Genomic DNA, 12,104 nt, shown 5'->3' on the forward strand with positions numbered 1-12,104 from the left:
GCGCGCTCCACTCCCACCCGAAAGAGGCCGGGCGGGACGTGTCACCGTACGGCGGCGGCCTCCTGGGGACCCCGCTTCAAGGAGCCGCTTCAGGAGGCGGTTTCAGGAGGCCGCTTCGTGCTGGGCGCGGCGGACGTCGAACACGCCCGGTACGTCCCGCATGGCGCGCATCAGACCCGGAAGCCCAGCCGCGTCCGGCAGTTGGAGTGTGTACGTGTGCCGTACGCGCTGCTCGCTGGGCGGCTCCACGTTGGCCGACACGATCGCCGCGCCCGCCGTGGCGATGGCCTCGGTGAGGTCGGCGAGCAGCCGTGGCCGGCCGAAGGACTCCGCGTACAGCGTGACCCGGCACTCCGGTTCGTCGCCCCAGCTGACCGTGACGGGTGAGCGGCCGAGCGCGGTCATCCTGCCGACGGCGGAACACTCCTGACGGTGCACCGTGACGGCGCCGCCGCGCACCGTGAAGCCGGTGACGGCGTCGGGCGGCACCGGTGTGCAGCAGCCGGCGAGCCGTACGTTCGCCTCCGGGACGTCGACGACGACGTTGGCCGTGCCGCGCCGTCCCGCCGTGACGGCGCCGGCGGCGCGCGGAGCGGTCTCGGGCGCCGTCAGGCTCTCCGGGTGCGTGGCGAGCCAGCAGGCGATCGCGATCCGCGCGGCGGGGGTACGGGCGTGGTCCAGCCAGTCGGGCGAGGGTCCGGGGACGGCGTCCTGCGCGCCACCGTCCGGGTCTCCGCCGTGCTCGCCGGGGGGCGGCTCCTCGACGGGGCCCTGGGCGAGCAGGAGTTGCACCGTGTCGCCGTCGACCAGGACCGTACTGAGCGTCGCCAGACGGCCGTTGACGCGCGCGCCGATGCAGTGGTGGGCACCGCCGCCGTGCTGCGCGTACGCCGCGTCCACACAGGTCGCTCCGGCGGGCAGCCCCAGCATGCCCCCGTCGGCGAGGAAGACGCTGATCTCCCGGTCCTGGGCGAGGTCGGCACGGAGGGTCGACCAGAAGGTGTCCGGGTCCGTGGCCGACTCCTGCCACTCCAGGAGGCGGGAGAGCCAGCCGGGCCTGGTCGGGTCGGCGCGCTCCCCGTCGGCCGGCTCGGCGCCCTCGACGGGCGCGTACGGATTGCCGAGCGCGACCACCCCGGCCTCGGCGGTCCGGTGCATCTGGTGCGTACGGATGAGGACTTCGACGACCGCCCCGTCGGGTCCGGCGACCGCCGTGTGCAGCGACTGGTACAGGTTGAACTTCGGGGCGGCGATGAAGTCCTTGAACTCGGAGACCACCGGCGTGAAGCAGGTGTGCAGCTCGCCCAGCACGGCGTAGCAGTCGGCGTCCTCCGCCACCAGGACGAGGAGCCGGCCGAAGTCCGTGGCGCGCATCTCGCCGCGTTTCAGGCGGGCGCGGTGCACGGAGAGGAAGTGCCGCGGCCTGATGACGACTTCGGCGCTGATGCCCGCCTCGCGCAGGGTCCGCCGTACGTCCACGGCGACGGTGTCCAGGCTGGGTCCGGTGGTGGCCCGGTCGGCGATGACGGTGCGGGTGCGTTCGTACTCGTCCGGCTGGAGGATCGCGAAGACCAGGTCCTCCAGCTCGGTCTTGAGGGCCTGTACGCCGAGCCGTTCGGCGAGCGGGATGAGGACGTCGTGGGTGACCCGCGCGATGCGCGCCTGTTTCTCGGGCCGCATCACTCCGAGGGTGCGCATGTTGTGCAGCCGGTCGGCGAGTTTGATCGACATGACCCGGACGTCGTTGCCGGTGGCGACCAGCATCTTGCGGAAGGTCTCGGGTTCGGCGGCGGCGCCGTAGTCGACCTTCTCCAGCTTGGTGACGCCGTCGACCAGGAAGCAGACCTCGTCGCCGAACCCGGCGCGTACCTGATCGAGCGTCACCTCCGTGTCCTCGACGGTGTCGTGGAGGAGTGAGGCCGTCAATGTCGTGGTCTCGGCGCCGAGTTCGGCGAGGATCAGGGTGACCGCGAGCGGATGGGTGATGTAGGGCTCGCCGCTCTTGCGGAACTGCCCCCGGTGCGACATCTCGGCCAGCGTGTACGCCCTGCCCAGGACCAGCAGGTCGGCGTCGGGATGATGGGCCCGGTGGGCGTCCGCGACGTGGCTGATGGCGTCCGGCAGCCGGTCCCGGGACGCGGGTCCCAGCAGCGCCGCTCTGCCGAGCCGCCGGATGTCGATGCCGGTACGGCCGCGCCTGCGGCTCCGGGCTCCAGGGCTGGTGGCCTCTGCGCTCATGGGGAACCTCCGGCGGCGTCGACCGGCGGTGGGAGGGACAGGAGCGCCCTCCCTGCCGGTGCTTGATGCTACCGACCCCACCACGTGCCTCCCGCCACCTCTCCCCCCGCAGGAAATGGATCACCCATTCGAGGGAATCCGCAGCGGGGCCGGGCGCATCGAAGCGCGTCGGAGCACGCGCGTCGTGCCGAACCGTTCGACGGCGGCGGGCACTCGGGCGGCGGACGGGCCGTCGGACCGCGCCGTACACACAGTCAGGACCGCACCGTAAGAGGCGGGGGCCGCGCCGTACGGGCCGTCAGAGCCACGCCGCACGGAGGGGCTCAGGATCACGGCGTACGGGCCGTCGGGACCGCGCCGTACGGCTCAGCCGGCGGCGAGCCGTTCCGTCCACTCCGTGTCGAGCAGCCCCTGGGCGACGATCACGGCGGGGCCCGTCATCTCCACCTCGCCGTCCGGGTGTTCGGTGATGACGAGGCGTCCGCCGGGCAGGTCGACGGTGTACGTGACGGGCTGTCCGGTCACCGCGGGGTCGACGCCGTCCCTGCGGGCCGCCGCGACCGCGACGGCGCACGCGCCCGTACCGCAGGACCTGGTCTCGCCGGAGCCGCGTTCGTGGACGCGCATGGCGACGTGGCGCGGGCCCCGGCCGACGACGAACTCGACGTTCACGCCGTTCGGATAGACCGACGGGGGGCCCACGGACGGCGCGGTGAACAGATCGCCCGCGTGGTCGAGATCCTCCACGAAGGCGACGGCGTGCGGATTGCCCATGTTGACGTTGCGCGCGGGCCAGCGGTGGTCCCCCACCGCGACGGTGACGTCGTCCTCCGTAAGGAGGGCGCGTCCCATGCCGACCGTGATCGCTCCCGGTTCGCCCGTACCGGCGTCGCTCCCCGTGCCGGAGTCCCCGGCGCCGTCCTTGGCGATGTGGGCCCTCTTCACCCCGCCCCGGGTGGCGATCGCGAGATCGCCCGCCCCGACGAGGCCGGCCCGCCGGAGGTGGCGCGCGAAGACCCGGACCCCGTTGCCGCACATCTCGGCGACGGAGCCGTCGGCGTTGCGGTAGTCCATGAACCACTCGGCCCGGTCCGCCATCGACAGCGCGTCGGGGTGCGCGGCGGACCGTACGACGTGCAGCAGACCGTCACCGCCGACCCCGGCCCGGCGGTCGCAGAGCCGCGCGACGGCGGCGGGCGACAGGGTGAGGGCGTTGTCCGGGTCGGGGATGATCACGAAGTCGTTCTCCGTCCCGTGGCCCTTGAGGAACGGGATCGGTGGCGGCTGTACGGCGGGCCGGTAGGTACTCACGGGTCAATCGTACGAGGTGGGACCGGGGGCGCGAGCACGGAAGGCCGCCCGTGCGCCGGGAGCGGGGCGTACGCGGCGCGCGAGCCGGTCAGCGGAGCCGGGCGACCCGCCACACGGCGAGCGCGACCAGCACGACGCCCCCCGCCACGTACAGCGCCAGGACCCGCCAGTCCGGGCGCTCACCCGAGGAGCGGGCCGGCAGACCGGGCCACGCGTGGCCGACGCGACGGGCGGCCATCATGCCCCAGCCGGCGGCGCAGCAGCTGATCAGGAGCCCGAGCATGGCGACGACGGCGCCGCCGTCCCCGGTCCCGAAGGCGAGGGGGAAGGCGAACATAAGGGAGCCGACGGCGGCGAGCGTCACGATGGGCGCGAGCTGCCAGATCCGCAGACGTCGCTGCGGCCGCAGTTCGACCTCCACCTCGGGAGTCACCGCGTCTTCGTCGGGCCCGTCGGGACTCAGCCGTGGAGCTTCGTCCTGCGGGTCCTGCGTCCCCTGATCCGTGTCGCGAGGGCCGGCCTCCATCGCCACGCGCCCTCCCAACTCGGACTCCACTGGTCGATCGATGCTCGATGATGGCACGGCGCCGGGCACCGGATTGACGGCCTGAGCGTCCCGATGCCATCACGTGATCAGGCTGTGACCGCTCGTTCGATCAACGTCAGTGCGAGGTGCGGGAGTTCCTCCCGGTCGGCGCACGCGCCGCTGAGCCAGTGCACGCGCGGGTCGCGGCGGAACCACGAGTCCTGACGGCGCGCGAAGCGTTTCGTGGCGCGTACGGTCTCGGCGCGCGCCTCGTCCTCGGTGCGGTCCCCGGCGAGGGCCGAGAGCACCTGCTGGTAGCCGAGCGCCCGGGACGCCGTACGGCCCTCGCGCAGTCCGCGCGCCTCCAGCGCGCGCACCTCGTCCACGAGGCCGGCCTCCCACATGCGGTCCACGCGCAGGGCGATGCGCTCGTCGAGTTCGGGACGGGCCACGTCGACGCCGATCTGCACGGTCTCGTACACCGCGTCGTGGCCGGGCAGGTTGGCGGTGAACGGCTTCCCGGTGATCTCGAACACCTCCAGCGCGCGGACGATGCGGCGGCCGTTGCTGGGGAGGATGGCGCGGCCCGCAGGCGGGTCGGCGGCGGCCAGCCGGGCGTGCAGGGCGCCGGAACCGCGCAGCCGCAGTTCGTCCTCCAGCCGGGCCCGCACCTCCGGGTCGGTGCCGGGGAAGTCGAGGGCGTCGATGGCGGAGCGTACGTACAGGCCGGAGCCGCCGACGAGGACGGGGGTACGGCCTTCGGCGAGGAGCCGGTCGATCTCGATCCGGGCCAGCCGCTGGTACTCGGCGACGTTGGCCGCCTCGGTGACGTCCCAGATGTCGAGGAGGTGGTGCGGGACACCGCGGCGCTCGGCGGTCGTCAGCTTGGCGGTGCCGATGTCCATCCCCCGGTAGAGCTGCATGGAGTCGGCGTTGACGACTTCGCCGTCGAACTGCTGGGCGAGATGGACGCCCAAGTCGGACTTTCCGGCCGCCGTGGGGCCGACGACGGCGATGACCCGGGGTGCGCGCGCTGCGGTTCTCACGGCCCCAGTCTCGCAAACCCGGCGACCGGTTCCCGAACGAGTTACGTGACGGGCCCCGGCCGGGGTCGTTGGCCGTTGCGAGATTCCGACCGCCGGTTTTCGGACCGGTATCACCGGGCGGCGCAACGGGACGCTCCGGCGACGCGGAATGTCGCCCGCACGAGTAGCATATGGAGCATATATGGGCGTTTTTGCACGATTTCGCCGGAAGTCCTCGGATGTGGCCGGGGAGACCGTCACCACCGGGGACGCCGCCTCCGGGGCGGCGGAGAGCGCGCCGGACACCGAGGAAGTGACACCCGCCGAGGGTGGTGCCGACGACGGTGCGGGCGCCGCGGAGGGTGTCGACATCCCGAAGCAGCAGACCGCCGACGAGGCCGCCGACAACGGGGCCGGCGAGAGCGCCCGTACGTAGGACGTGTGCGGCCCGCAACCGGGGCCCGTACGCGGGAACGGCACGGAGCCGGTGGCCCCCACCGGGGCCCGAGGGAAGGTGACCCATGAGCATCCTCGACTCACTGAAGGCCAGGATGTCCCCGGCCAGGGACAAAGTCTCCGATCTCGCGCAGCAGCACGGCGGGAGGATCGGGGACGGCCTGGACAAGGCCGCCAGGACGGTCGACCGGAAGACCAAGGGCAAGTACAGCGACAGGATCGAGTCGGGCACCGGAAAGGCCAAGGGCGCTCTGGACCGCATGTCCCACAAGGACGGCGACACCGGCGGCCCGTCCTCCCCGCCTCCGGCCTCCTGACGATCGCCGGACCGGCCGGGAAGCGCCGAGCAGCGCGCTTCCCGGCCACCGCCGTACCGGCCCGGTGCACGGGCCCTACGACCAGACCGCCACCGGATAGCCCACGCCGTACGGGGCGTCGTCGTGGAGGAGGGTGCCGGACAGGACCGCTCCCTCGGCCGCGCCCGCGAGGACCTGCCAGCAGGGGCGGCCCGCGGCCTTCAGCTCCGTCGCCAGTGTCTCGTCCAGGCCGCGCAGCGCCGCGAGGTCGACCTCGGCCAGCGCACGCGCGACCCCGGCGTCGAAGGGGGCCGCGCGCCTGTCCAGGGAGCCGGGCGCCTTGAGGCTGCGGCAGGCGCTGGCGTCGCCCATCACCAGGAGGGCCACCCGCTCGTGCGACGCCGCGAGTTCCCCGCCTCTCGCGGCGCACCGTTCGGCGCCCAGTGACTCCCGTACGCCGAACCCCTCGACGGGGGCGGCCGTCCAGGCGGCCTCCGTAAGAAGCCAGGCGGCGACGGCCAGCGAGGCGGGCAGCTCGCCGCCGGCGAGTCCGTCGCGGACGCCGGGTCCGGCCGCCGCCCCGTCGAGTGTGACGTCGAGGGCGACCCCGTAGCCCCGGAAGGTCCCGTACGCGCCCTGCGGGTACGGGACCAGCTCCTCCGGCCCCGGCGCCGGACCGACGACGATCAGCCGGTCGGGCCGGGAGGCGGCGAGCACACCGAGCGCGTCGGCGCACGCCTCCCGCGCGGCGTCGAGTTCCGGGGCGGCTCCGGCGGCCACGGCGGGGACCAGCAGAGGAGGACAGGGGCACACGGCGGCGGCTACGAGCATGCTGCGCAGACTAAAGCGTGAGGCGAGAGTGGCGTCGTCCGCCCGCAGGAGCCGGGCGCGCCCGCGCGGAGCGGCCGACGCCCCCGCCGATGCGTGCGCTCGCACGGCGGAGGGACGACGTGGTGGACGGCCCGGCCGTACGTGGCCGACCTCGACAACACAGGTGCCCGCCTCCCGGGGCCCCTGGGCGTCGCGCGCCAGGCAGCCCTCGCCGGGCGCCCGGCGCGCACGGATCTTCCCGGGCTCAGCCCGCCGAGCAGCCGCCGGTCACCGCGGGCAGCGGTGGCGGGACGCCCACGGAGGGCAGGCCGAGCAGCACGCCGGCGGGCTCGGGCGGGGCCGCGTTGCGGCGGTCCCACGCGTCGCCGGCCCGGGTGCGCCGTACCCGCGTCGTCGGCCCCTCGGCGAGCAGGTGGTGCGGCGCCGCGTACGTGATGTCGACGGTCACCACGTCGCCGGGCCGTACCTCGCCATCCGGGGCGGTGAAGTGCACGAGCCGGTTGTCGGGGGCACGGCCGGAGAGCCGACGGGTGGCCCCGTCCTTGCGGCCCTCCCCCTCGGCGACCATGACCTCCAGCGTGCGGCCGACCTGCGCCTTGTTCTCCTCCCAGGAGATCTCCTCCTGGAGAGCCGCGAGGCGCAGATAGCGCTCCTGCACGACCTCCTTGGGAATCTGCCCGTCCATCTCGGCGGCGGGCGTTCCGGGTCGCTTGGAGTACTGGAAGGTGAAGGCGTTCGCGAAGCGTGCCTCGCGCACCGTGTGCAGCGTCTGCTGGAAGTCCTCCTCGGTCTCGCCGGGGAAGCCCACGATGATGTCGGTGGAGATCGCGGCGTGCGGGATGGCGGCGCGGACCTTGCCGATGATGCCGAGGAACCGCTCCTGCCGGTACGAGCGGCGCATCGCCCGGAGGACGGTGTCCGAGCCGGACTGGAGCGGCATGTGCAGCTGCGGCATCACGTTGGGCGTCTCGGCCATGGCGGCGATGACGTCGTCGGTGAAGTCGCGCGGGTGCGGCGAGGTGAAGCGGACGCGCTCCAGTCCCTCGATCGCCCCGCAGGCGCGCAGCAGCTTGGAGAACGCCTCGCGGTCGCCCATGTCGGAGCCGTACGCGTTGACGTTCTGGCCGAGCAGGGTGATCTCCGAGACGCCTTCGGCGACGAGCGCCTCGATCTCGGCGAGGATGTCGCCGGGGCGGCGGTCCTTCTCCTTGCCGCGCAGGGCCGGGACGATGCAGAAGGTGCAGGTGTTGTTGCAGCCCACGGAGATGGAGACCCACGCGGCGTAGGCGGACTCGCGGCGCGTCGGGAGCGTGGAGGGGAACGCCTCCAGCGACTCCGCGATCTCGATCTGCGCCTCTTCCCGGACGCGGGCGCGCTCCAGCAGGACGGGGAGCTTGCCGATGTTGTGCGTGCCGAAGACCACGTCGACCCACGGCGCCCTCGTGACGATGGTGTCGCGGTCCTTCTGGGCGAGGCAGCCGCCGACGGCGATCTGCATGCCGGGGCGGCGGGTCTTCATCGGGGCGAGCCGGCCGAGGTTGCCGTACAGCTTGTTGTCGGCGTTCTCGCGTACGGCGCAGGTGTTGAAGACCACCACGTCGGCGTCGCCGTCGGCGCCCTTCGGGGCCCGGACGTAGCCCGCGTCCTCCAGCAGACCGGACAATCGCTCGGAGTCGTGGACGTTCATCTGGCACCCGTAGGTGCGCACCTCGTAGGTCCGGTCTACGCCCACGTCGTCAACTGTTCCGGCCCGGTCACTGCTACTGGTCACCCGACAAGGGTACGGGCGTCCCCGGGGTGACCCCACCGGGCCTCCGTCCGGCTGGTTTGACCACGGGGGACGGGGGTACCGGCCCGGGGCTGCGCCCCGCGCCGGGCCTGGGGAGGTCTGAGGCGCTGGTCAACCCGGTCCCCGGGCCCCGCGAACGGACGGGGACCGGGGCGCGGTCCGCCGCCGGGCGGCGCTCCGGGTGGGCGGCCCCGAGGCCGGGGGACGGGCGGAACCTGGCCGGTACCGGCGGGTGGTCCCGGCCGGTACGAACGGGCGGACGCTGGCCAGTACGGCGAGTGAGCTGGCAGGATCGGCCGCATGGTCCCCCTTCCGCCCCGTATGAGCCACCGCACCGCCTTCGTAGGAGGCGTGGCCGCCCTGGTGGTGGCCGGGCTGCTCACCTGGTGGCTGGTGCCGTTCGGGGAGAAGTCACCGAGCGGCGCGCTCACCTTCAGCACGGGCGTGACCAGCGGCGTCTACGAACGCTACGGGGACCTCCTCAAGGAGGACCTCGCCAAGGACCTGCCGCACGTGTCGATAGAGCTGCGCGAGAGCGAGGGCTCGCAGGAGAACATCTCGCGGGTGGCCGGGGGGACGGCCGACTTCACCATCGCCACCGCCGACGCCGTCGCCAAGTACCGGCGGGACAACGGGCCAGGCGCGGCCCGGCTGCGCGGCTGCGCGCGCCTCTACGACGACTACGTCCAGCTGATAGCGGCGAAGGACTCGGGCATCGACCTCGCCAAGGACCTGCGCGGCAAGCGGGTCGGCGTGGGCCAGGAGGGCTCCGGGGTGCGGCTGGTGGCGGACCGGCTGCTGACCGCCGCCGGGCTGCATCCCACGAAGGACGTGACGGCCGTCTCGGCGGGCATCGACACCATGCCGGGTCTGCTGGAATCGGGCGAACTCGACGCCTTCTTCTGGTCCGGCGGCCTGCCGACCGCCTCCGTACAGAGGCTGTCGGAACGCTTCGACATCAAACTGGTGCCCCTCGACGACGCCCTGGTGCGCAGGCTGCACGACACGGCCCCGGTGGACACGCGCTACTACCGCTCGGCGGTGATGCCGGCCGACGCGTACGAGAAGGCGCAGGACGGTACGGCGGTGCCGACGGTGGCCGTGGCGAATCTGCTGGTCACCACGGACCGCATCGACGCCGAACTGACCGAGGGGTTCACCCGCACCGTGATCAGGAGCCGTGACCGGATCGGCAAGAAGGTGCACCCGGCCCAGCTGGTGGACCTGCGGACGGCGATCTACACCGATCCGCTGCGTCTGCACGACGGCGCGATGCGCTACTACCGGTCGGTCAAGCCGTAGGGCGGACGTGCCCGCACCGCCGACCGTCCCGTCACCGGCGGCCAGACGGCAGACGGCAGACGATCAGGAAGACCGCCCTCGGTAGGAGGGTCGTCCCCGGACCGGGTCTCGGGAGTCCTCCGAGGAGAGCCCTCGGTGCGGCGCCCTCGGCGGAGGGTCCCGGCGGCGCGTCCTTCAGGAGGAGGGCGACGACCTCGGGACCGAGAGCGTCACCCGCAGCCCGCGCGGCTCCGCGTGTTCGTACGCGAGTGTCCCGCCGCCCGCCGCGAGCAGTGCCCGCGAGATCGACAGGCCCAGACCCGACCCCTTGACGTTCTGATGGCGGTTGCTGCGCCAGAAGCGGTCGCCGATCCGCTGCATCTCGTCGTCGGAGAGTCCCGGCCCGCCGTCGGTGACGACGACGGTGGTGCGGTCGTTGTCGCCGCGCGCGACCCGGACGTCCACCTCGCCGCCCTCGGGCGTGAACTTCAGGGCGTTGTCCACGATCGCGTCGAGCGCGCTGGAGAGCGCGACCGGGTCCGCCCAGCCGGTGACCGCACCCGTGCTCCCCGTGAGCCGTACGCCCTTCTCCTCCGCGTACGCCCGCCAGGCCGCGACGCGCTCCGAGGCCAACGCCCCGACGTCGGTGAGCCGCAGATCGGCGGGGGCGTGTTCGGCCAGCGCCAGGTCCAGCAGGTCGTCGAGCACCTGCCCGAGCCGCTTGCCCTCCGTACGGACGGAGGCGATCTCCTCGTTCCCGGCGGGCAGTTCGAGGGCGAGCAGTTCGATCCGCAGGAGCAACGCGGCCAGCGGGTTGCGCAGTTGGTGGGAGGCGTCGGCGACGAAGGCGCGCTGCTGCTCCAGTACGTCCTCGACGTTGTCGGCCATCTCGTTGAAGGAGTGGGCGAGCCGGCGGAGTTCGGGCGGTCCCCCGGCGGCGGCGACGCGGGACTTCATCCGGCCGGTCGCGATGTCGTGCGTGGCGGCGTCCAGGACCCGTACCGGACGCAGCACCCAGCCGGTCAGCCGGAACGCCGCCCCCACGGCGAGCAGCATCGCGGCGGCCTCCCCGGCGGCGATGTACAGCCAGCCTTCGAGAATCCGCGAGCGCATCCGGCCGGTGGGCGAATCGGTGACGACGACGGCCACGACGTCCCCGTCCCGTACGACCGGTGACGCGACGATCAGCCGCCCGTGCCCCTGCCAGGGCCAGACCTGCCGGGGATCGTCGCTGCGCCGCCCCAGGAGGGCCTCCTGGAAGGCCAGGCGCCCCTCCCCCGTCCGGGGCACCGTCCAGCCCTCGGGAGCCCGTGCCATGGCCTCTCCGTTGCGGTAGAAGACCCCTGCCCGGATGCCGTACACGTCGAAGTAGCGGGTCAGCTCCTCCTCCAGCATCAGACTGCGCTCGGACCCGGCGACGGCGCCGGAGCCCGCGGTCTCCGTGTCGCCCTCGCTGACGAACTGCGCGAGCGCGGCGACCCGCGCCGTGTCGTCGATCCGGTCGACGACGACGTCCTGCTGCTGGGCCGCGGCGAGACTCACGGCGAGCGGGAAGCCGAGCGCGAGGAGCACGCCCGCCATGAGGACGATGAGCAGGGGCAGAAGTCGGGAACTCACCGGGAACTACGGTCCTTGATGGGCGGCGGGGGCGACGAGGCGGTAGCCCACGCCGCGCACGGTCTCGATCAGCGCCGGCATACCGAGCTTGGAGCGCAGGGACGCCACATGCACTTCGAGGGTGCGCCCCGTGCCCTCCCAACTGGTGCGCCACACCTCGCTGATGATCTGTTCGCGACGGAAGACGACGCCCGGACGCTGCGCGAGGAGCGCGAGCAGGTCGAACTCCTTGCGGGTCAGCTGCACCGCGACGTCGTCCACGGTGACGCGGCGGGTGGGCAGTTCGATGAGGACCGGCCCCAGGCGCAGCGAGTCCCCGCCGACCGCCCCCGCCTCCTCGCCGCCGACGCTGCGCCGGCTGACGGCGTGGATCCGGGCGAGCAACTCCCCGGTGTCGTAGGGCTTGGTGACGTAGTCGTCCGCGCCGAGGTTCAGTCCGTGGATACGGGACCGGACATCGGCCCGCGCCGTCACCATGATCACCGGGGTCGAGCAGAGTTTGCGGATCTTGCCGCAGACCGCGTAGCCGTCCTGGTCGGGCAGGCCGAGGTCGAGGAGCACCACGCCGAAGGGGGACTTGGTCCCGTCGGTCACCGGCAGCAGGGCCTGGAGGGCCTCCTCGCCGTTGCGGGCGTGGGTGACGTCGAAGCCGTGTCTCGCCAGTACGGCGGCGAGGGCCGCCGCGACGTGGTCGTCGTCCTCGACGAGCAGCAGCCTCATGGCCCTCCTCCGTG

Annotated in this window: 11 protein-coding genes; 3 read left to right on the top strand and 8 right to left on the bottom strand. The window is 73.1% G+C overall.

Annotated elements, in window-relative coordinates; all coding sequences use genetic code 11:
• Positions 1-102: 102 nt before the first annotated feature.
• The 4 genes from OG875_RS06465 to miaA form a co-directional block, all read right to left on the bottom strand.
• Entirely contained in the window at positions 103-2,238 is a 2,136-nt protein-coding gene (locus OG875_RS06465) for a RelA/SpoT family protein (protein WP_330173274.1), read from the bottom strand.
• Between the two features lie 366 nt (positions 2,239-2,604).
• Positions 2,605-3,549 (bottom strand): diaminopimelate epimerase, encoded by a 945-nt coding sequence (dapF, locus tag OG875_RS06470; RefSeq protein ID WP_330173275.1) that lies wholly within the window; start codon positions 3,547-3,549, stop codon positions 2,605-2,607.
• Between the two features lie 88 nt (positions 3,550-3,637).
• On the bottom strand, positions 3,638-4,075 hold the full coding sequence (locus tag OG875_RS06475; protein ID WP_330177620.1) for a hypothetical protein: 438 nt from the start codon (positions 4,073-4,075) through the stop codon (positions 3,638-3,640).
• A 107-nt stretch (positions 4,076-4,182) separates the two neighbouring features.
• A complete protein-coding gene (gene miaA / locus OG875_RS06480; RefSeq protein WP_330173276.1) occupies positions 4,183-5,121 on the bottom strand; it encodes a tRNA (adenosine(37)-N6)-dimethylallyltransferase MiaA in 939 nt (312 codons plus the stop codon).
• A 181-nt stretch (positions 5,122-5,302) separates the two neighbouring features.
• Between miaA and OG875_RS06485 the strand changes: the two genes are divergently transcribed.
• A complete protein-coding gene (locus tag OG875_RS06485) occupies positions 5,303-5,536 on the top strand; it encodes a hypothetical protein (RefSeq protein ID WP_330173277.1) in 234 nt (77 codons plus the stop codon).
• A gap of 85 nt (positions 5,537-5,621) precedes the next feature.
• Positions 5,622-5,873, top strand: a complete 252-nt coding sequence (locus tag OG875_RS06490) for an antitoxin (RefSeq protein ID WP_330173278.1) — start codon at positions 5,622-5,624, stop codon at positions 5,871-5,873.
• A 75-nt stretch (positions 5,874-5,948) separates the two neighbouring features.
• Here OG875_RS06490 and OG875_RS06495 read toward each other — a convergent pair whose 3' ends face one another.
• Together OG875_RS06495 and miaB are read right to left on the bottom strand one after the other, a co-directional pair.
• Positions 5,949-6,683: a class III extradiol dioxygenase subunit B-like domain-containing protein gene (locus OG875_RS06495; protein ID WP_330173279.1), complete on the bottom strand. Its 735-nt coding sequence runs from the start codon at positions 6,681-6,683 to the stop codon at positions 5,949-5,951.
• A 244-nt stretch (positions 6,684-6,927) separates the two neighbouring features.
• The gene (gene miaB, locus OG875_RS06500; protein WP_330173280.1) at positions 6,928-8,454 is read right to left on the bottom strand and encodes a tRNA (N6-isopentenyl adenosine(37)-C2)-methylthiotransferase MiaB; all 1,527 of its coding nucleotides are present in this window, start codon (positions 8,452-8,454) and stop codon (positions 6,928-6,930) included.
• Positions 8,455-8,793: 339 nt separating this feature from the next.
• Between miaB and OG875_RS06505 the strand changes: the two genes are divergently transcribed.
• On the top strand, positions 8,794-9,774 hold the full coding sequence (locus OG875_RS06505) for a TAXI family TRAP transporter solute-binding subunit (RefSeq protein WP_330177621.1): 981 nt from the start codon (positions 8,794-8,796) through the stop codon (positions 9,772-9,774).
• Positions 9,775-9,948: 174 nt separating this feature from the next.
• Here OG875_RS06505 and OG875_RS06510 read toward each other — a convergent pair whose 3' ends face one another.
• Both OG875_RS06510 and OG875_RS06515 read right to left on the bottom strand, forming a co-directional pair.
• A complete protein-coding gene (locus OG875_RS06510) occupies positions 9,949-11,370 on the bottom strand; it encodes a sensor histidine kinase (protein WP_330173281.1) in 1,422 nt (473 codons plus the stop codon).
• Between the two features lie 6 nt (positions 11,371-11,376).
• The gene (locus OG875_RS06515) at positions 11,377-12,090 is read right to left on the bottom strand and encodes a response regulator transcription factor (protein WP_330173282.1); all 714 of its coding nucleotides are present in this window, start codon (positions 12,088-12,090) and stop codon (positions 11,377-11,379) included.
• Positions 12,091-12,104 lie beyond the last annotated feature (14 nt).

This window comes from Streptomyces sp. NBC_01498 (genome assembly GCF_036327775.1).
GTDB lineage: Bacteria > Actinomycetota > Actinomycetes > Streptomycetales > Streptomycetaceae > Streptomyces.